Origin of the sequence: Pantoea sp. PNT03, from assembly GCF_014852515.1 — a bacterium.
In the GTDB taxonomy this organism is placed as follows: Bacteria; Pseudomonadota; Gammaproteobacteria; order Enterobacterales; family Enterobacteriaceae; genus Pantoea; species Pantoea leporis.
Genome location: NZ_JACVBT010000004.1, coordinates 512,219 through 530,829 on the forward strand (window position 1 = coordinate 512,219; position 18,611 = coordinate 530,829).

The following is an 18,611-nucleotide window of genomic DNA, read 5'->3' on the forward strand; positions in this document are numbered from 1 at the left end:
CGTTAAGGTGTTTAAATGATTGGTTGCGGGGGCCGGATTTGAACCGACGACCTTCGGGTTATGAGCCCGACGAGCTACCAGGCTGCTCCACCCCGCGTCCGTCTGTCGCATTAAGCGACTTTTCACATTGTATTCTTCTTAAGACAATTGGTTGCGGGGGCCGGATTTGAACCGACGACCTTCGGGTTATGAGCCCGACGAGCTACCAGGCTGCTCCACCCCGCGTCCGACTGACGCGTTACACGACACTTCACATTGTCTCTTCATTTAAGAAGAATTGGTTGCGGGGGCCGGATTTGAACCGACGACCTTCGGGTTATGAGCCCGACGAGCTACCAGGCTGCTCCACCCCGCGTCCGTGGATGCGCACTATACTCTGGACGCGCGGCGATGCAACCCCTTTTTGAGACAAAACGTCAAATTTACAGTCAGTTGATGAATAAACTCGCCATTGGGTGGATTATTGTACAGATGTGAGCGTTACCGCTGATGGCAGATTTCATTCTCTCTGCCCCTTTGCTATCGTCGCCGGGCAAACAATCGATAAAAAGAGAAGGTTATGAAAGGACATTGGGCGAAGTATGCACTTACTGGCGCATTTATCGCGCTGCTAGCGGGCTGTAGTTCTAAACCGACCGACCGCGGTCAACAGTATATAGATGGCAAGCTGGAGCAACCGCTTGGGCTGGTCAACCAACCGAATGCTAAAGGGCGTCCGGTAAACGGCAAAGACTTTAGCGATCAGGTAGTGCAGATTCAAACCGCCTCATCCGGCCTGTTCGGGCGCAACAACGGTACTTACAGCGCAGTGCAAAACTGGCTGCTGTCCGGCGCGGATACGCGCCAGCTCAACCAGTTTGGTTTGAATGCTTATCAGATGGAAGGCACTGACAATTACGGCAACGTGCAGTTCACCGGTTACTACACGCCGGTTGTGGAAGCGCGTTATACCCGTCAGGGCGAGTTCCAGTATCCGATTTATCGTATGCCACCGCGTCCGCGTGGACAGAAACTGCCGAGCCGCGCTTCTATCTATAATGGTGGGCTCGACGATCGCTACATCATTGCCTACAGCAATTCGCTGATCGATAACTTCATGATGGATGTGCAGGGCAGCGGCTACGTTGATTTTGGTGATGGTCGTCCACTGCGCTTTTTTGGTTACGGCGGCAAAAATGGCTGGGCTTATCACAGCATCGGTAAAGAGCTGATCGATCGCGGTGAAGTGAAGCGCGAAGATATGTCGATGCAGGCGATTCGTCAGTGGGCGCAAGAGCATTCGCCACAGGAAGTGCGTTCGGTGCTGGAAACCAACCAATCCTTCGTCTTCTTCAAACCGGAAGAGTATGTGCCGGTGCGCGGTGCCAGCGCGGTGCCGCTGATTGCCAAGGCTTCCGTTGCCTCCGATCGTTCATTGATTCCGGCCGGAACCGTGCTGTTAGCCGAAGTGCCGCAACTGAACGAGAAGGGCAAGTTTAATGGCAAATATGAGATGCGTCTGATGGTGGCGTTAGACGTGGGTGGCGCGATTAAAGGCCAGCACTTCGATATCTATCAGGGCGTTGGCCCGGATGCGGCGCATCTGGCCGGTTTCTACAACCATTATGGCCGCGTCTGGGTGCTGAAAGCCGCGCCGGGCACCGGTCAGCCGCTGTTTAGCAACCCACAAAATGGCAACAACGGTTCGCTGCTGTTAGGTTCTAATTAATGTCCCGTTTTCCCGGAAAGGTTTGGTTATGACAGTAGTAAGCGACGCCTGGCGACAACGTTTTGGCGGCACGGCGCGTCTCTATGGCCAGGACGCGCTGCAGCGTTTTGCCGACGCGCACTTTTGCGTGATCGGTATTGGCGGCGTGGGTTCGTGGGCGGCGGAAGCCTTAGCGCGCACCGGCATAGGTAAAATCACCCTGATTGATATGGACGATGTCTGCATCACCAATACCAACCGCCAGATTCACGCGCTGCAGGGCAAAGTGGGCCAGGCGAAAACCGAAGTGATGGCGGAACGTATGCGCGCCATCAATCCGGAATGCGAAGTGATCTGCATCGATGATTTCATCACGCCGGAAAATACCGCTGAACTGTTATCGGCGGGTTTTGACTACGTGATTGATGCGATTGACAGCGTGCGCCCCAAAGCCGCGTTGATCGCCTGGTGTCGTCGCAACAAGATCCCGCTAATAACCACTGGCGGCGCGGGCGGCCAGATCGATCCCACGCAGATTCAGGTGAGCGATCTGGCGAAAACCATTCAGGATCCGCTGGCGGCCAAGCTACGTGAGAGATTGAAAGGGGATTTTAACGTGGTGAAGAACAGTAAAGGCAAGCTCGGCATCGACTGCGTATTCTCGACGGAAGCGCTGATGTATCCGCAGCCGGACGGCAGCGTGTGCACTTCACGCTCCACCGCAGAAGGCCCGAAACGCATGGATTGTGCCGCCGGATTTGGCGCGGCGACCATGGTAACCGCCACGTTCGGGTTTGTGGCGGTTTCCCATGCATTGAAGAAGTTTCTGGCGAAGGCAGCGCGTCAAACGGCCTGAGCGTGCAGACGAGCAGCGCGTTGCACCGCATCCGCCAGCGCCTGTAAACCGCTGCTGCGCGACGCACTGAGCTGTGCGCGCAGACCTAACGTATCAAATAACGCCAGCGGATCTTGCTGCAGCAAGTCGGCTGGCGTTTTGCCTTCCACCGCCGTCAGTAACACCGCTAGCAATCCGCGCACGATGCGTCCTTCGCTGTCACCATAAAAGTGCAGCGTGCCGTTGTTCAGCAACTGGCTGCTTAGCCAGACGCGATTTTCACAGCCCGTGAGTTCGATATCTGGCGTCTTTAACTCTTCCGCTAACGCAGGCAGCTGGCGGCTGAGCTGGATCAGTTGACGATAGCGATCTTCCCACTGATGAAAATGGGTGAATTTTTCCGTCAGGCTGGCGGCGGTAATCAGATCGCCGAACGGATGCGGGGCGAGCAGGGTTGATGTCATGGGCTTATTCACTCAGTAAGTCTACGGCATGGCGCATGGCGCGCACCAGCGCATCCACGTCCTGCAAATTATTATAGGGGGCAAACGAGACACGCAGCGTGCCGGTGACGCCCAGCGCCGCCATCAGCGGCTGCGCGCAGTGCTGCCCGGCGCGCAATGCGATGCCATGCTCGGCGAGCAGCGTAACGATATCGCTGTGGTGAATGCTGGCAATATCAAACGCCAGCAGGCTGGCATTGCCACAGCGGAAGCTGCGAAAACCGGGGATCTCGCTCAGTTGCTCCTCGGCGAGGCTCGCCAGTTGCTGGCTCCACATTTCGGCCTTTTTGCCATCATGTTGCGCCAGCCACTGCAGCGCGGCACTCAACCCCACCACGCCGGCAACGTTAGGCGTTCCGGCTTCAAAACGCCACGGCACCGGCTGCGGTGTGAAACTGTTAAAATCGACCTGCGTCAGCATTTTGCCGCCGCCTTGCCATGGATCCATCGCTTCCAGCAGTTCCGCTTTGCCATACAGCACGCCAATGCCCATTGGGCCATAAAGCTTATGGCCGGAAAAAGCATAGAAATCAATATCCTGCGCCTGTACATCCGGCGGACAATGCACTACACCTTGTGCGCCATCGACCATCACTTTGGCACCGACGTCATGGGCTAAACGGATCGCCTGCGCCAGGTCCGGACAGCCGCCGGTGACGTTCGACATCTGACCAACGGCCAGCAATCGGGTACGTGAATTGAGCAGTGCTGGCAACAGCGTGATATCCGGCAAACGATCGTCGCCCAACGGCCATTTCACCACTTTCGCGCCCGCCGCTTTTGCCACCATCAGCCACGGCACCAGATTGGAGTGATGTTCGGCTTCGCTAACCACGATTTCATCGCCAGCCTGCAATCGCGGAGCCAGCCAACTGTTCGCCACCAGATTGATCGCTTCGGTGGTGCCGCGCGTCCAGACAATCTGCCGATCGTCCGCAGCATTGAGCCAGCGCGCCACTAATCCGCGCGCCTGTTCGTATTTTTCCGTTAATGCGCGAGCGGCAGCGAACTGGCTGCGATGCACGGTGCCAGCGCTGAGGCTGTAGAACTGTGCGGTTGCGTCGATCACCGCCTGCGGCTTGAGCGCAGTAGCCGCGCTATCGAGGTAGATTCCGGCATCGCTCAGCGCGGGGAACTGCTGGCGGAAGGCGCCGGGAGAAAAAATGGTCATACTCAGCCCACTGTTAATCATGTTAGGACCAGGCTGAAAGCTGGCCCGTTGCCTGGCAAAGCTGGAAAAGCGCGTTATGCTAATTATTGCAAGGTTTGAACCGAAACCCGCATAACGCGTCGCTATTCATAGTCGATTTCACTGGCGCTACCTTTGGTGAGCGCATGCGGGTGGTTTAATGCAATCAATCTGCAAGGAGATAGAAGATGAATAAACTCACCGCAGTGCTGGCCGTGTGTACTCTGGCCTTTACCCTGTCCGCATGTTCCAGCAATTACGTAATGCACACTAACGATGGTCGCACCATCGTCGCCGATGGCAAACCTAAAGTTGATGACGAAACCGGTATGATCAGCTATCAGGATGCCAATGGCAACAAGCAGCAGATTAACCGCTCTGACGTCAAAGAGATGGTGGAGATGGGGCAGTAAGGCAAAAAAAAAGCACCGCAATTTGCGGTGCTATTTAAAATCACTATGGACAGACAGGGTAAATCTACAGGAATTAAAAGCTTGATCTGCAAGCGTCAGATCAAAATGCAAACACAACATCACGACCACAAGCCAAAAGCTCTCCAAAAGTCTGCGATCTCTCGCACGTTTCCAGAAATCTTTTCGTTCCGGCTCAGGAAGTGCGGCAACTATAGGTATTTGCTGGAGCTTCCTCAACGGACAAATTATAATGTCTCGGATTAAAAAAACTAATACCTAGCGACTTTGTATAAGTTGAAGTATTACCTTGTCAATCCGGATACGGAAAACCATGTCTAAACGCCTTCCGCCGCTTAATGCCTTACGCGTCTTCGATGCTGCTGCCCGTCATTTGAGCTTCACCAAAGCCGCTGAAGAGCTGTTTGTTACCCAGGCTGCTGTCAGCCATCAGATCAAATCTCTGGAAGATTTCCTCGGTCTAAAGCTGTTTCGCCGGAGGAATCGTTCGCTTTTACTGACAGAAGAAGGTCAAAGCTACTATTTAGATATTAAGGAGATTTTCTCCGCACTAAACGATGCGACGCGTAAATTACAGGCGCGCAGCGCTAAAGGTGCGCTGACCGTCAGTTTGCTGCCGAGTTTCGCCATTCAGTGGCTGGTTCCTCGCCTTTCCAGCTTTAATATGGCTTATCCGGGCATCGACGTGCGTATCCAGGCGGTGGACCGTGATGAGGAGAAATTGGCGGACGATGTCGACGTGGCGATTTTCTACGGTCGTGGCAATTGGCCAGGCCTGCGGGTTGAGAAATTGTATGCCGAATATTTGCTGCCAGTCTGCTCACCGATGTTGCTGACGGGTGATCATCCTCTCAAATCGCCGGCCGATTTGGCGCACTGCACGCTGCTGCATGATGCATCGCGCCGTGACTGGCAATCCTATACGCGTCAGCTGGGCGTGCAGCATATTAATGTGCAACAGGGCCCGATCTTCAGCCACAGCGCCATGGTGTTGCAGGCGGCGATTCATGGTCAGGGCGTGGCGCTAGCGAATAATGTGATGGCGCAGAGTGAAATTGAAGCCGGTCGTCTGGTATGTCCTTTTAACGACGTGTTGGTCAGTAAAAATGCTTTTTATCTGGTTTGTCATGACAGCCAGGCAGAACTGGGTAAAATAGCCGCCTTTCGTCAGTGGATCCTGGAAAAAGCGGCCAATGAACAAGAAAAATTCCGTTTTCGCTACGATCACTAATGCGTTGCTGGCTGCACAATGATGTGCGCATTACCTTGAGGATTGTTTGATGTCCAGTCGTGCCATGTTTGTTTTTGCTGCCATTAGCGGATTTATGCTGGTGGCGTTTGGTGCTTTCGGCGCGCATGTGCTGAGCAAATCGCTCGGCCCAGCCGAAATGGCGTGGATACATACCGGGCTTGAATATCAGGCGTATCACACGCTGGCGGTGATTGGCCTGGGTGCCGCTATGCTGCGTCGTGCCAATATCTGGTTTTACTGGAGTAGCGCCGCGATGGCGCTCGGTATCGTGTTGTTCAGTGGCAGCCTCTATTGTCTGGCGCTGTCGCACATGAAGTTTTGGGTTTTTGTTACGCCGGTGGGAGGCTTATGCTTCCTTATTGGCTGGTTCTTGATGTTGATTGGCGCACTGCGTCTGAAACGAAAGGCAGATCGCCATGAATAAAGTTTTACTCTATTGCCGTCCAGGATTTGAGAAAGAGTGCGCGGCAGAAATCAGCGCGAAAGCGGCTGAGCGCGAGATTTACGGCTTCCCGCGCGTCAAAGATGACTCAGGTTACGTGCTGTATGAGTGCTATCAGCAGCAAGATGCTGAAAAGCTGATCCAAACGCTGCCGTTTGCCGAACTGATTTTTGCGCGGCAGATGCTGGTGGTGGGAGAGCTGCTGCGCGATCTGCCACCAGAAGACCGCATCACGCCAATTGTCGGCATGCTGACCGGTGTGGTGGAGAAGGGCGGTGAACTGCGGGTTGAAGTGCCGGATACCAATGAAGCGAAAGAGCTCACCAAGTTCTGCCGTAAATTAACCGTGCCGCTGCGTGCCAGCCTGCGTGAAAGCAAAATCCTGCTTAATTACGAAACAGCTAAGCGTCCGGTGGTGCACGTGTTCTTTATTGCGCCGGGCACCTGTTACGTCGGCTATTCGCTGCCGGAAAACAACTCGCCATTCTACATGGGCATTCCGCGCCTGAAATTCCCCTCCGATGCGCCGAGCCGTTCTACGCTCAAGCTGGAAGAGGCGTTTCACGTGTTTGTGCCTGCGGATGAGTGGGATGAGCGTTTAGCCAGCGGCATGTACGCCGTCGATCTTGGCGCTTGCCCTGGCGGCTGGACCTATCAACTGGTGAAACGCAGCATGTGGGTTTTTGCGGTAGATAACGGCCCGATGGCGCCAAGCCTGATGGACACCGGACAGGTGACGCACTGCCGCGAAGATGGTTTTAAATTCCGTCCGCCGCGTACCAATATCAGCTGGCTGGTGTGCGACATGGTGGAAAAACCGGTGCGCGTCGCAAGCCTGATGACCGAATGGCTGGTGAATGGCTGGTGCCGCGAGGCGATATTCAACCTCAAGCTGCCAATGAAAAAGCGCTACGAAGAAGTGACACAGAACCTGGCGATGATTGATGACGCGCTGAAAGCGCAGGGTATTAATGCCCAGATTCAGGCGCGCCAGCTTTATCACGACCGCGAAGAAGTCACCGTTCACGTACGCCGGTTGTGGGCAGCGGTGGGCGGCCGTCGCGACGAGCGCTAATCCTGCTTCATACTTTGCGCTACAGCGGTCCTGCTTCATACTTTGCACTACAGCGGCGTTGGCTGCGTTTGCTCGCCCCGGTCACATACTGATGTATGCTCCCGGGGACTCGCGCACTTGCCGCCTTGCTGTAGCACAAATTATTTCGCAGGAAATTGTTTTTAGGGTCGCCTTTGATGCCGTAATGATCGTCGGTTGAGGCATGAAAATCGCTAATTACCGAGAGCACACATTGTAGCGGCGCAATTCATTGCGCGATAAATCGCGCCGCTACGGAAGGCGCGGTGATTTAATACTGCGCTTAACTGATTGGCATTACGCCCTTTATGGCGACGGCTGTTTCGTTTGAAATCTCAATGTATTGAGATTGCCTTGCAGTACCAAATCACGCTTTAACGTCGATACTTTGCGGCAAATTTCTGCCATTTCCCGCTGTTCCTGCAATTTTCCCTGCCATTTGCTCGGTACCTGGTCCCATTGCTGATAGATCGCATCCAGCGATCCAAACTGCATCAACAACTCGCGGGCGCTTTTCGGGCCAATGCCGGGCACGCCGGGAATTTTGCTGCTACTGATACCACACAATCCCCAATAGTCGGGCAACTGCGCGGGCGTTACGCCAAACTCTTGCTCGATAAAAGGCACATCCAGCCAGCGCTTCTGGAAATAGTCGCGAATACGAATGTTAGGTGCCAGCAGCTGGCAATAACCTTTATCGGTAGAAACAATCGTTGCTTGATGACCAGCGTCCGCCATTTTCACCGCCAGCGTGGCGGCGAGATCGTCGGCTTCGTCTAAATCAGCCACCCAGCAGTTAACGCCTGCTGCGCGGAAGGCGTCCTGCAGCGCGGGCATCTCCAGATGCAAATCCTCCGGCATCGGCGGGCGACCCGCTTTGTAATCCGGTAATAGCTGATGGCGCCAACCGGGCTGACGCTCATGGCTATCAAACACAGCCACCACGTGCGTGGGTTGTGTATGTCCCAATAACTGATGCAAGGCGGCAACGCAGCTGTCGCGGCATGGCGAACCCTGAACAGCGTGCAGACGGCGAATCAGATTGAGTGCATCAATGATAAGAAGATGAAGCGACATAGCGATAGCGGCAGCCCGCAGGCTGCCTTCCTGATGGGTTATTTGATGATTTCGTAGCAAGGCGTGTAGGCGCTGCCCGGCAGCTTCATGCGCTGCTGTGCGACAAAACCTTGCAACAGTTCGTCCATGCGGTGCATGAGATTGGCATCGCCGTGCAGTTTGTACGGGCCTTTCTCGCGAATTTCACGAATTCCGATCTCTTTGACGTTACCCGCCACAATGCCGGAGAAGGCGCGACGCAGATCGGCTGCCAGCAGCTCGGCGGGCTGATCCGGGAACAGCTTCAGGTTTGCCATATTCTCGTGCGTCGGCAGGAAGGGCACTTGCAATTCGGGTGCGATACGAATCGACCAGTTGAAGCTGTAGGCATCGCCGGTTTCGCGGCGATACTCTTTCACCTGCGGCATGGCTTTCTTCATCAGACGCGCCACTTCAGCGGCATCATCAATGATAATTTTGTAGTGCTTGCGTGCGGCTTCGCCCAGCGTATTGACGATGAAATCATCCAGCACGCGGAAGTAGTCGGCGCTCTCTTTGGGTCCGGTCAGAATCAGCGGCAATACCTGATCGCTGTTGTGCGGATTCATTAAAATACCCAACAAATACAGCAGCTCTTCGGCTGTGCCCACGCCGCCAGGGAAGATCACGATACCGTGGGCGATACGCACAAAGGCTTCAAGGCGTTTTTCGATATCCGGCATGATGATCAGCTCATTGACCAGCGGATTCGGTGGTTCGGCGGCAATGATTGAGGGCTCAGTCAGGCCGATAAAACGGCTGTCATGATAACGCTGCTGCGCATGTCCTACCGCCGCACCTTTCATCGGTGCTTCCATGACGCCAGGTCCGCAACCGGTACAGATGTTGAGTTCGCGCAGACCCATTTGTGTGCCGACGTTGCGGCAATATTGGTATTCCACCGCATTGATTGAGTGGCCGCCCCAACACACCACGGTATTCGGATATTCGCCGATGTGCAGTGCACGCGCGTTACGCAGAATCGAAAACACCTGATTGGTGATATGCGCAGAGTCTTCCGGCTCCTCGTTCTGGTAGCGTTCTGTTGCCGCCAGTTGTCCGTTTACAAACAGAATGTCGCGCAGCACGGCAAACAAGTTTGCCTGCAGCGAACGAATAATCCGGCCATCAACAAATGCCTCTTCCGGCGGGTTGATCAGCTCAAGTTTCACACCGCGCTCACGGCGTAACACGTTGATGTCGAAGTTTTCAAAACGCGAAAGCAATTCCTGGCTGCTGTCGGTCTGGCTACCGGAGTTGAGTACCGCAAGAGAACAGTTACGAAACAGCTGATAAAGGTCGCTGCTAGCGGTGCGCTTCAGCATGTCGACTTCAAGCTGGGAGAGCAGATCCATCGAGCCAAGCGGGCTGATATGTGTAATCAAGAGAACTCCTTTACACGCAAATGCGTGGCTGATGACGCTGCGCTTAACTTATTAACGCAGCGACGAAAATCCCTGGTCGCGCATGCTTCGATCGCGCCTTCAACAGAGTAACGTTGTCCGCTGTGAATGCTCAAGGGGAACCGCGCATCCGTGCAGCGGCCTGCGAGGCGTCTCGCAAACTATTACTGGCGAACCAGGCGGGAAAATCCCGGAGAGAAGGGCACGTTACTGCGCCACGGATTGATATCCAGACCGCCGCGCCTGGTGTAACGTGCATAAACGCTCAGGGCTTCTGGCTGACAAAAGCGCTGAACGTCGTTGAAAATGCGCTCAACGCACTGCTCATGAAACTCATTATGCTGACGGAATGAGATGAGATAACGCAGCAGCGCTTCACGATTAATACGCGGGCCTTTGTAGCGAATCATCACCGAGCCCCAATCCGGCTGATTGGTAATTAAGCAGTTCGATTTCAGCAGATGGCTAACCAGCGTTTCTTCAACAATTTCACGGCCTGCAGCCTGCGCCAGATAATCTGCATTGAAGGCGTAATCGTGGATTTCGATATCCTGTTCATCAATCACTTCGCCACTGAAATGGCCGATCGGCTGGCCTTCCACTTCGCTGAGACGAAACAGCGCCACGCTGACCTGACCCTTCGCGCAGGCGCTGAGATCACGCTCCAGCGTCTGACGCACTTCGCCCCAGTCGGCGAAAACGGTCTGATTAAAACTGTTAAGATAGAGCTTGAAACTCTTCGACTCGATCAGGTTTTGGCTATCGGCGCGCAGTACCACTTCGCCCACTGCGACCTGCGGAACGCCTTTGCTGTTGAGCCAGGAGAGTTCGTAGAGCGTCCAGATATCTGCGCCAGTAAACGGCAGATTATCGGGATACAGCCCCAGCGGCTCACGGTTAAGGCTGCGCGGCACGGATTGCAGCAGCGTGTTATCGTAGCGATCAACATAAGCCGTGGGCTTACCTAAGGTCAGGCCGCTTAATGCCTGATCCCGGTTTTCAGAAGACATAACGGTTACCACTGAATTTCATCAAAGTGGTTAAGTGTAACCTAACACTTGCGAGAATATGAATGATGCAGCAAACCGTAGATGCTCTGCGTGAGTTTACCGCCCGCTACGTGGAACATTGGCAGCAACAAACCGGACATTTTCCCGCCAGCGCCGATCTGCTTGGCGTTCCCTCCGACTGCATCATCAGCACGCTGGATGACCGCGTGTTGTGGCAGCCGCAGCCGTTTACGTTACCAGCCACGCTTGAAGCGGTAGAGCGTGCGCTGGATCTGCAACTGCAACCAGAAATCAGTGCGTTTTACACCAGCCAGTTTGCAGGTGATATGACGGCAACCTTTGAACAGCAGCCGATTACCCTGCTGCAGGTATGGAGTGAAGCGGATTTCACTCGCCTGCAGGAAAACCTGATTGGTCACTTGGTTATGAAGCGCCGCTTAAGACAAGCGCCAACGCTGTTTATTGCCACCACCAACTCAGAGAATGATGTGATTGCGCTGTGCAATCTTACCGGCGAGGTCATTATTGAGGAGCCTGGCACTAAAAAGCGTGAAGTCCTGGCGACATCGGTTAAGACATTTCTTAATGCTTTACAACCGGTTACTCAGTGATTTGCAGATTTTTAGGCTGCGCTTTGTGAGAGATCTCTCACGTTAGGTGTGAGAGATCGCTAGATCATTGCGCAGACTTGCGGAAGCGCTAAATGTAAAAATATTGTGAATCATGAACTTATGGCATCAATCTGAAAATTAAGACAGGACTTAATCCATTAACGCTTCTTACTGGCTTGTTATTGCGATGGTTTCTGGGAGAATAGTCACCACTGGCAGGATGCTAGGGATTAAGAGACGTTCAGGAGAATGTCAGCCATGAGGCGGGAACGTAACGGAGTTTACGGCACAAGGAAGGCTTCAGGACAAAGCAGGACACTCAGGATTGAGTATAAAGGACACCTCCAGGACGGAGAATGAGAGCCACGCGGAACGTGGCGGGCCAGGATGCTAAGGACCAATGTCATGATGACAAGCGACGGAAAGCGCAGGAAAAGTTGTCATGGATGAGCAGGGAGCACAGCAGTAGCTGGAATGCTGCAAACGAAAACCGGGAGCACTGTAATCACAGTGCTCCCTTTTTTTATGCCATTTTTACGCCGGGCGTGACTGATGGTATGCTTGCCGCCCAATTTTTCTCTGGAGGTGGCGCATGTCGTCGCAAATGATTTTTCAGCGCCTGCAGCAGGTCGAAGCGGTGATGCGTGAACACGGCCATTGGCAGTCACAATCCCCCGAGGCGGGCGCCTTCGCCAGTACCGAACCTTTCTGTCTTGATACCATGGAGCCGCTGCAATGGCTACAATGGGTGTTCATGCCACGTTTTTATGCGCTGCTCGAAAGCGGCGCGCCGTTGCCGCAGAATTTTGCCATCGCTCCCTATTATGAAGTCGCATTGCCAGCCGACACGCCGGGCTATGCGGTGCTATTGCTGACGCTCAACAAGTTTGATGCGCTGTTCCAGGAACCTTCCGCCTGATGCTCGAAATCCTTTATCAAGATGCGTGGCTGGTCGCGGTGAATAAGCCGGCCGGCTGGCTGGTGCATCGCAGCTGGCTCGATCGCAATGAAAAAGTGGTGGTGATGCAAACGGTGCGCGATCAGATTGGCCAGCATGTGTTCACTGTGCACCGCCTCGATCGCCCAACGTCCGGCGTGTTGCTGATGGCCTTATCGAGTGAAGTCGCCCATTTACTGGCGCAGCAGTTTGAACAGCATCAGATGCAGAAAACCTATCATGCGGTGCTGCGCGGCTGGCTGGAAGGCGGCGCGACGCTGGATTATCCGCTGGTGGAAGAGCTGGATAAGATTGCCGACAAATTTGCCACCCAGGAACCTGTTGCCCAACCGGCGGTAACGGATTACCAGGCGCTGGCACACGTTGAGATGCCGGTCGCCATCAGCCGCTATAACACCGCGCGCTATACGCTGGTGGAGATGGCGCCGCACACCGGGCGTAAACATCAGCTGCGTCGCCACATGGTGCATCTGCGTCATCCGATTATTGGCGACAGCGCGCACGGCGATCTGCGCCAGAATCGCGGTGCGGCGGCACATTTTGGCCTCAATCGCCTGATGCTGCACGCCAGCGTACTCAGCTTTACCCATCCCGTTACCGGCGAGGCCATAGTGATTCGCGCCGGGTTGGATCGCGTCTGGCAGCAGATGCTTGAGCAGTTTGGCTGGCAGGATCAGATCCCTGATGTTCCCAGGGTTGAGTTTGCCAATGATGCAGTCCAGGATAAGCCGACAGAATAAAGGAGCGGCAAGATGGCAAAGATTGGCATTTTTACAGGTACGGTTTACGGCAATGCGCTGCTGGTAGCTGAAGAAGCACAGACGGTGCTGGAAGAGCAGGGCCACGACGTGAAGGTGTTTGAAGATCCGTCGATGGCGGATTGGCAGGCATACAGCCAGGATGTGGTGCTGATTGTCACCTCAACCACCGGTCAGGGCGACTTCCCGGATAACATTGCCCGCCTGTATGTTGCAGTGCGTGATCAGCTGGGTTATCAACCAGAATTGCGTTATGGCGTGATTGGCTTGGGTGACAGCAGCTATGACAATTTCTGCGGTGCAGCTAAAACCTTTGATGCCACCTTGCAGGAGCAGAGCGCGCAGCGCATCGGCGAGGTGCTGTTGGTGGATGCGACGGAAGATCCGGAGCCCGAATCAGTGACCTCACCGTGGGTGGAGAGCTGGGGTAAGTTGCTGTAAGGACTTTTCCCTCACCCTAACCCTCTCCCGCCAGCGGGAGAGGGAATATTTAGAGGGTGCAGCCCGCACGGTATGTTCCCTCTACCGCGAAGTGGGAGAGGGCCAGGGTGAGGGCAATAACCATCACGTTACCGGCGCCGGATTAAACACCGCCAGCTGATTACGAATCCCCCAACGATCCGACCACGTCTGCTTGCGCCCACTGGCAATCTCCAGAATCAACTCAAACAGTCGCCAACCGACCTGTTCAATACTCTCTTCGCCCGTTGCAATAGTTCCGGCATTAATATCCATCAAATCATGCCAGCGTTCGGCCAGCGCATTGCGCGTTGCCATCTTGATCACCGGAATGGCGGCCAAACCGTAAGGTGTGCCGCGCCCGGTAGTGAACACCTGCAAGGTAATGCCCGATGCCATCTGCTGCGTGCCACACACGAAATCGCTGGCTGGTGTGGCCGCATAAATCAGCCCGCGTTTGGTGGGGCGCTGTCCTGGCGACAACACTTCAACAATTGGGCTGCGACCTGACTTGGCAATCGAACCCAGCGCTTTCTCCACCACATTCGCCAGCCCGCCTTTTTTGTTGCCCGGCGAGGGATTGGCGCTGCGATCGGTTTGGCCCTGGCTGAGGTAATCGTCATACCACGCCATCTCTTCCAGCAGCCGTTTGCCAACCGCTTCATCCACCACGCGCGGCGTCAGCAGATGTATGGCATCCCGCACTTCGGTCACTTCCGAGAACATCACCGTCGCACCGCAGCGCACCAGTAAATCAGAAGCAAATCCCACGGCGGGGTTCGCCGTTACGCCCGAGAAAGCGTCGCTGCCGCCGCACTGCGTGCCGATCACCAGCTCTGATGCCGGACAGGTTTCGCGCTGACGTTGATTAAGCTTTTTCAGATGGCGTTCGGCGACCTGCAGGATTTCATCCACCATCGCGCCGAAGCCCACCAGCCGCTCATCCTGCAATCGCACAATGTCGTTGTCATCCAGCGAAATGGCCTGCACATCCGGTGTGCCGGTCAGCAGACGTTCGGGCTGTAACTTCTCGCAGCCGAGGCTGACGATCATCACTTCGCCACCAAAATTGGGATTCAGCGCCAGGTTATGAATGGTGCGAATCGGCACCACCGCGGCGGGCGCATTGATTGCCACGCCGCAACCGTACAGATGATTCAGCGCCACCACGCCATCGACATTGGGATAACGCGGCAGCAAATCACGCTCAATGATCTGCACTACATAATCCACCACGCCCGCCACGCAGTGAACGCTGGTGGTGATGCCGAGCAGGTTGCGCGTGCCCACGCTGCCATCTGCATTGCGATAGCCTTCGAAGGTATAACCTTCCAGCGGCGGCAGCGCGGGCGGTACATTGTTTGCCAACGGCAAACTGTTGAGTGGCGGCGCTTCGGGCAGCGCTACCAGTGATTCTTCAATCCAGCTACCTTGTGGGATGGGACGCAGCGCGTAGCCAATCACTTCACCGTAGCGCAGGATCGCGCCTGCTTGCGGGATATCGCTGAGCGCGACTTTATGTCCCTGTGGCACATGCTCAGTCAGTTGCAGTCCGTCGTCGAACAGGGTGCCAGACGGTAATCCCTGATTGTTGACCACGATCGCCACGTTATCGGCATCGTGCACTTTGATATAGAGCGGTTTTTCTGTCAGAGGACGGTTCATTGCTCACCTTCCAGTTCGTCGCACCGTACGTAGCAGCGCGGTTTAAAATACGTCCATCACGTCATCGTTTTTTGCCAGCCTCAGTATATGCAGGGGTATTTGCCGTATGCATTGTGCAACTGACTGGCTTTAAGGAGATTTATCAGGGGAATTTGGTTCGTTTATCCAAACACAAGTGAAGGGACTCACAAACTGCCGTTATCCTGTACGTTAACCAGGCAAAATCAGGGAGCAAAAAAGCGTTCCGTGAGCCACGCCGCAGCGTTATGTGCAGATGCCATAAAATCATTCTCTTTCAACCCTAATCCTCATGCGTTCTTCCAGTGTTTCGCCGCCAGGCTGTTCCTATACTGATTCTCGTTCTTCAACGTTAGGTTATTCGTCACGACGCATCATCGTATTGCCAAATATAAAAATCGCCGTGTTTAACCCGACTTCATTCTGATACCCAACGCGATGTGTATGCAGTCAGAGTGGATGTAGCGTTCGCTATATTTCAGGAGTGCATCATGAATAGTTTCAGCCAGACAGCGGAAGCAGTGCAAAAGCGCACCAATGCCCGTTACTGGATTGTGGTGATGTTATTTATCGTCACCTCGTTCAACTACGGTGACCGCGCAACCATTTCGATTGCCGGTTCGGCGATGTCCAAAGAGATCGGCCTTGATTCGGTCGGCCTTGGCTATATCTTCTCCGCCTTTTCCTGGGCGTACGTGATTGGGCAGATTCCGGGCGGCTGGCTGCTCGACCGCTTCGGCTCAAAACGCGTCTACTTCTGGAGCATCTTCCTCTGGTCGCTGTTCACCTTGCTGCAAGGCTTCGTCGATCTGTTCAGCGGTTTTGGCATTATCATTTCGCTGTTCCTGTTGCGCTTCCTGGTCGGCCTGGCTGAAGCGCCATCCTTCCCCGGCAATAGCCGCATTGTTGCGGCCTGGTTCCCGGCACAGGAGCGCGGCACCGCTGTCGCAATCTTTAACTCGGCGCAATACTTTGCCACGGTAATCTTCGCGCCGATCATGGGTTGGCTGGTCTCCGAAGTGGGCTGGGCGCACGTGTTCTGGTTCATGGGCGGATTGGGCATCATCCTCAGCTTTATCTGGCTGAAAGTGATCCACGATCCCACCGATCATCCGGGCGTCAACAAAGCCGAGTTGGAGTACATGGAGCAGGGCGGCGCACTGATCAACATGGACGTCAAAAAGGATGACCGCAAAGTGAGCTGGAGCGACAAGTGGTTCCAGATCAAACAGCTACTAACCTCACGCATGATGCTGGGCATCTATCTCGGCCAATACTGCGTCAACGCTTTAACCTACTTCTTTATTACCTGGTTCCCGGTGTATCTGGTGCAGGCGCGCGGCATGTCGATTCTGAAGGCCGGCTTTATTGCTTCGATTCCTGCGGTGTGTGGCTTCCTCGGCGGCGTATTGGGCGGCGTGATTTCTGATTACCTGATGCGTAAAACCGGTTCGCTGAACATCGCGCGTAAAACGCCCATTGTGCTCGGTATGCTGCTCTCCATCTCGATGGTGATGTGTAACTACACCGACACCGAATGGGTGGTGGTGTTCTTTATGGCGCTGGCGTTCTTCGGCAAAGGCATTGGTGCGCTGGGTTGGGCAGTGATGGCAGATACCGCCCCGAAAGAGATCAGCGGTTTGAGCGGCGGTCTGTTCAACATGTTCGGTAACTTCTCCGGCATCGTCACGCCAATTGCCATCGGTTACATCATCGCCACCAGCGGATCCTTCGAGGGCGCGCTGATTTATGTCGGTATCCATGCCTTTGTCGCCGCATTTAGTTTCCTGGTGATTGCCGGCGATATCAAACGCGTTGAACTGAAAACCAGGCCATAAGGACGGAATATGACTACGCAAAGCACGCCGGTCATCACCGATATGCAGGTGATTCCGGTTGCCGGTTACGACAGTATGCTGCTCAACATCGGTGGCGCGCACAGCGCCTGCTTCACCCGCAATATCGTGGTGCTCACGGATAGCGCGGGACACACCGGCGTCGGTGAAGCGCCGGGCGGTGAAACCATCTACCAAACGCTGGTTGAGGCGATTCCGCAGGTAAAAGGTCAGCAGGTTGCCCGCATGAATCGGCTGGTGCAGCAGGTGCACAAAGGCAATCAGTCGGCGGATTTCGATACCTTCGGCAAAGGCGCGTGGACCTTCGAGCTGCGCGTCAATGCTGTGGCCGCGCTGGAAGCCGCGCTGCTCGATCTGCTCGGCCAATGCCTTGGCGTGCCGGTGGCGGAACTGCTCGGTCCGGGCCAGCAGCGCGATGAGGTCACGGTGCTCGGCTATCTGTTCTATCTCGGCGATCGTCGCAAAACCGATTTGCCGTATCTGACCGGCGAAAATGCCAGCCACGACTGGTATCACTTGCGTCATCAGGAGGCGCTGACGCCGGAATCTGTGGTGCGTCTGGCGGAAGCGGCGCAGGACAAATATGGCTTCAAAGATTTCAAACTCAAAGGCGGCGTGCTGCCGGGCGAGCAGGAGATTGAGTCGGCGGCGGCGCTAAAAAAACGCTTCCCCGATGCGCGCATCACCGTCGATCCCAACGGTGCCTGGACGCTGGATGAAGCCATTCGCTTGTGTAAAGGCATGGGCGATGTGCTGACCTACGCCGAAGATCCGTGCGGTGCCGAGCAGGGCTATTCCGGCCGCGAAGTGATGGCCGAATTCCGCCGTGCGACGGGGTTGCCGGTCGCCACCAACATGATCGCCACCAACTGGCGCGAGATGAACCACGCGGTGATGCTCAATGCCGTCGACATCCCGCTGGCCGATCCGCACTTCTGGACGCTGAGCGGCGCAGTGCGCGTGGCGCAGCTGTGTGATGACTGGGGGCTGACGTGGGGCTGTCACTCCAATAACCACTTCGATATTTCACTGGCGATGTTCACCCACGTTGGCGCTGCTGCGCCGGGTAAACCGACCGCCATTGATACGCACTGGATTTGGCAGGAGGGCGATCAGCGCCTGACCAAAGAGCCGCTGCAGATCCGCAACGGCAAAATCGCCGTGCCGGATAAGCCGGGCCTCGGCGTCGAGCTGGATTGGGATCGCCTGCATCAGGCCAACGCGTTGTACAAATCACTGCCGGCGGGCGCACGTAATGACGCCACAGCGATGCAGTATCTGGTTCCCAATTGGGCATTCGACCGCAAGCGTCCAGCCTTTGGTCGCGGCTAATTTTAAGGAGCAGG

18 protein-coding genes and 3 tRNA genes are annotated in these 18,611 nt (G+C 55.2%); 12 read left to right on the plus strand and 9 right to left on the minus strand.

Annotation, left to right across the window (positions count from 1 at the left end; all coding sequences use genetic code 11):
• Positions 1-20: 20 nt before the first annotated feature.
• The 3 genes from IB226_RS16790 to IB226_RS16800 all read right to left on the minus strand — a co-directional run bounded on the left by IB226_RS16790 (position 21) and on the right by IB226_RS16800 (position 355).
• Positions 21-97 (minus strand) — tRNA-Met (locus IB226_RS16790).
• 51 nt (positions 98-148) lie between these two features.
• Positions 149-225, minus strand: a tRNA-Met gene (locus IB226_RS16795).
• A gap of 53 nt (positions 226-278) precedes the next feature.
• Positions 279-355 (minus strand) — tRNA-Met (locus IB226_RS16800).
• Positions 356-559: 204 nt separating this feature from the next.
• On the opposite strand from IB226_RS16800, the gene mltA reads away from it, so the two are divergent.
• Both mltA and tcdA read left to right on the plus strand, forming a co-directional pair.
• Positions 560-1,708 (plus strand): murein transglycosylase A, encoded by a 1,149-nt coding sequence (gene mltA / locus IB226_RS16805; RefSeq protein ID WP_101762003.1) that lies wholly within the window; start codon positions 560-562, stop codon positions 1,706-1,708.
• 28 nt (positions 1,709-1,736) lie between these two features.
• Positions 1,737-2,543 (plus strand): tRNA cyclic N6-threonylcarbamoyladenosine(37) synthase TcdA, encoded by an 807-nt coding sequence (gene tcdA / locus IB226_RS16810; protein WP_176973561.1) that lies wholly within the window; start codon positions 1,737-1,739, stop codon positions 2,541-2,543.
• On the opposite strand, the gene csdE is transcribed toward tcdA, so the two are convergent.
• Positions 2,531-2,986, minus strand: a complete 456-nt coding sequence (gene csdE / locus IB226_RS16815; protein ID WP_101762005.1) for a cysteine desulfurase sulfur acceptor subunit CsdE — start codon at positions 2,984-2,986, stop codon at positions 2,531-2,533. The two genes, tcdA and csdE, sit on opposite strands and share 13 nt — an antisense overlap.
• A gap of 4 nt (positions 2,987-2,990) precedes the next feature.
• On the minus strand, positions 2,991-4,196 hold the full coding sequence (gene csdA / locus IB226_RS16820) for a cysteine desulfurase CsdA (RefSeq protein WP_192236497.1): 1,206 nt from the start codon (positions 4,194-4,196) through the stop codon (positions 2,991-2,993).
• A gap of 206 nt (positions 4,197-4,402) precedes the next feature.
• Between csdA and IB226_RS16825 the strand changes: the two genes are divergently transcribed.
• The 4 genes from IB226_RS16825 (at position 4,403) to rlmM (ending at position 7,414) form a co-directional block, all read left to right on the plus strand.
• The gene (locus tag IB226_RS16825) at positions 4,403-4,627 is read left to right on the plus strand and encodes a YgdI/YgdR family lipoprotein (RefSeq protein ID WP_008109575.1); all 225 of its coding nucleotides are present in this window, start codon (positions 4,403-4,405) and stop codon (positions 4,625-4,627) included.
• 331 nt (positions 4,628-4,958) lie between these two features.
• A complete protein-coding gene (locus IB226_RS16830) occupies positions 4,959-5,876 on the plus strand; it encodes a transcriptional regulator GcvA (protein WP_101762006.1) in 918 nt (305 codons plus the stop codon).
• A 49-nt stretch (positions 5,877-5,925) separates the two neighbouring features.
• Entirely contained in the window at positions 5,926-6,321 is a 396-nt protein-coding gene (locus IB226_RS16835) for a DUF423 domain-containing protein (RefSeq protein WP_101762007.1), read from the plus strand.
• Positions 6,314-7,414, plus strand: coding sequence for a 23S rRNA (cytidine(2498)-2'-O)-methyltransferase RlmM (gene rlmM / locus IB226_RS16840; protein ID WP_101762008.1), 1,101 nt, complete (start codon positions 6,314-6,316; stop codon positions 7,412-7,414). The genes IB226_RS16835 and rlmM overlap by 8 nt, the downstream gene beginning before the upstream one ends.
• Before the next feature lie 324 nt (positions 7,415-7,738).
• Here the strand turns inward: rlmM and xni are convergent, their stop codons facing one another.
• The 3 genes from xni to queF form a co-directional block, all read right to left on the minus strand.
• Positions 7,739-8,509: a flap endonuclease Xni gene (xni, locus tag IB226_RS16845; RefSeq protein ID WP_101762009.1), complete on the minus strand. Its 771-nt coding sequence runs from the start codon at positions 8,507-8,509 to the stop codon at positions 7,739-7,741.
• A gap of 38 nt (positions 8,510-8,547) precedes the next feature.
• Positions 8,548-9,912, minus strand: a complete 1,365-nt coding sequence (gene ppnN, locus IB226_RS16850; protein ID WP_101762010.1) for a nucleotide 5'-monophosphate nucleosidase PpnN — start codon at positions 9,910-9,912, stop codon at positions 8,548-8,550.
• A 182-nt stretch (positions 9,913-10,094) separates the two neighbouring features.
• Positions 10,095-10,940: an NADPH-dependent 7-cyano-7-deazaguanine reductase QueF gene (gene queF / locus IB226_RS16855; RefSeq protein ID WP_192236498.1), complete on the minus strand. Its 846-nt coding sequence runs from the start codon at positions 10,938-10,940 to the stop codon at positions 10,095-10,097.
• 62 nt (positions 10,941-11,002) lie between these two features.
• Here queF and syd point away from each other — a divergent pair, with 62 nt between their 5' ends.
• The 4 genes from syd (at position 11,003) to IB226_RS16875 (ending at position 13,708) form a co-directional block, all read left to right on the plus strand.
• Positions 11,003-11,551 carry a SecY-interacting protein gene (syd, locus tag IB226_RS16860; RefSeq protein WP_110867950.1) on the plus strand — a complete coding sequence of 183 codons (549 nt, stop codon included), beginning with the start codon at positions 11,003-11,005 and terminating at the stop codon, positions 11,549-11,551.
• Positions 11,552-12,143: 592 nt separating this feature from the next.
• Entirely contained in the window at positions 12,144-12,470 is a 327-nt protein-coding gene (locus tag IB226_RS16865) for a YqcC family protein (RefSeq protein ID WP_101762014.1), read from the plus strand.
• Positions 12,470-13,249 (plus strand): tRNA pseudouridine(65) synthase TruC, encoded by a 780-nt coding sequence (gene truC / locus IB226_RS16870; RefSeq protein WP_110867949.1) that lies wholly within the window; start codon positions 12,470-12,472, stop codon positions 13,247-13,249. Before IB226_RS16865 ends, truC begins: the two co-directional genes overlap by 1 nt.
• 12 nt (positions 13,250-13,261) lie before the next feature.
• Positions 13,262-13,708 carry a flavodoxin gene (locus IB226_RS16875; RefSeq protein WP_110867948.1) on the plus strand — a complete coding sequence of 149 codons (447 nt, stop codon included), beginning with the start codon at positions 13,262-13,264 and terminating at the stop codon, positions 13,706-13,708.
• 123 nt (positions 13,709-13,831) lie between these two features.
• Here the strand turns inward: IB226_RS16875 and garD are convergent, their stop codons facing one another.
• Positions 13,832-15,391: a galactarate dehydratase gene (gene garD / locus IB226_RS16880; RefSeq protein WP_192236499.1), complete on the minus strand. Its 1,560-nt coding sequence runs from the start codon at positions 15,389-15,391 to the stop codon at positions 13,832-13,834.
• A gap of 509 nt (positions 15,392-15,900) precedes the next feature.
• Here garD and IB226_RS16885 point away from each other — a divergent pair.
• Entirely contained in the window at positions 15,901-17,247 is a 1,347-nt protein-coding gene (locus tag IB226_RS16885; protein ID WP_137386351.1) for an MFS transporter, read from the plus strand.
• A gap of 9 nt (positions 17,248-17,256) precedes the next feature.
• Positions 17,257-18,597: an enolase C-terminal domain-like protein gene (locus tag IB226_RS16890; protein WP_192236500.1), complete on the plus strand. Its 1,341-nt coding sequence runs from the start codon at positions 17,257-17,259 to the stop codon at positions 18,595-18,597.
• Positions 18,598-18,611: the final 14 nt, after the last annotated feature.

Bases quoted from the DNA above. Each gene is read 5' to 3' on its own strand.
- csdE (WP_101762005.1), bottom strand. From the start codon at position 2,986: ATGACATCAACCCTGCTCGCCCCGCATCCGTTCGGCGATCTGATTACC.
- rlmM (WP_101762008.1), top strand. From the start codon at position 6,314: ATGAATAAAGTTTTACTCTATTGCCGTCCAGGATTTGAGAAAGAGTGC.
- IB226_RS16875 (WP_110867948.1), top strand. From the start codon at position 13,262: ATGGCAAAGATTGGCATTTTTACAGGTACGGTTTACGGCAATGCGCTG.
- IB226_RS16890 (WP_192236500.1), top strand. From the start codon at position 17,257: ATGACTACGCAAAGCACGCCGGTCATCACCGATATGCAGGTGATTCCG.
- queF (WP_192236498.1), bottom strand. From the start codon at position 10,940: ATGTCTTCTGAAAACCGGGATCAGGCATTAAGCGGCCTGACCTTAGGT.
- truC (WP_110867949.1), top strand. From the start codon at position 12,470: ATGCTCGAAATCCTTTATCAAGATGCGTGGCTGGTCGCGGTGAATAAG.
- garD (WP_192236499.1), bottom strand. From the start codon at position 15,391: ATGAACCGTCCTCTGACAGAAAAACCGCTCTATATCAAAGTGCACGAT.
- IB226_RS16835 (WP_101762007.1), top strand. From the start codon at position 5,926: ATGTCCAGTCGTGCCATGTTTGTTTTTGCTGCCATTAGCGGATTTATG.
- IB226_RS16825 (WP_008109575.1), top strand. From the start codon at position 4,403: ATGAATAAACTCACCGCAGTGCTGGCCGTGTGTACTCTGGCCTTTACC.
- IB226_RS16885 (WP_137386351.1), top strand. From the start codon at position 15,901: ATGAATAGTTTCAGCCAGACAGCGGAAGCAGTGCAAAAGCGCACCAAT.
- IB226_RS16830 (WP_101762006.1), top strand. From the start codon at position 4,959: ATGTCTAAACGCCTTCCGCCGCTTAATGCCTTACGCGTCTTCGATGCT.
- mltA (WP_101762003.1), top strand. From the start codon at position 560: ATGAAAGGACATTGGGCGAAGTATGCACTTACTGGCGCATTTATCGCG.
- tcdA (WP_176973561.1), top strand. From the start codon at position 1,737: ATGACAGTAGTAAGCGACGCCTGGCGACAACGTTTTGGCGGCACGGCG.
- IB226_RS16865 (WP_101762014.1), top strand. From the start codon at position 12,144: ATGTCGTCGCAAATGATTTTTCAGCGCCTGCAGCAGGTCGAAGCGGTG.
- xni (WP_101762009.1), bottom strand. From the start codon at position 8,509: ATGTCGCTTCATCTTCTTATCATTGATGCACTCAATCTGATTCGCCGT.
- syd (WP_110867950.1), top strand. From the start codon at position 11,003: ATGATGCAGCAAACCGTAGATGCTCTGCGTGAGTTTACCGCCCGCTAC.
- csdA (WP_192236497.1), bottom strand. From the start codon at position 4,196: ATGACCATTTTTTCTCCCGGCGCCTTCCGCCAGCAGTTCCCCGCGCTG.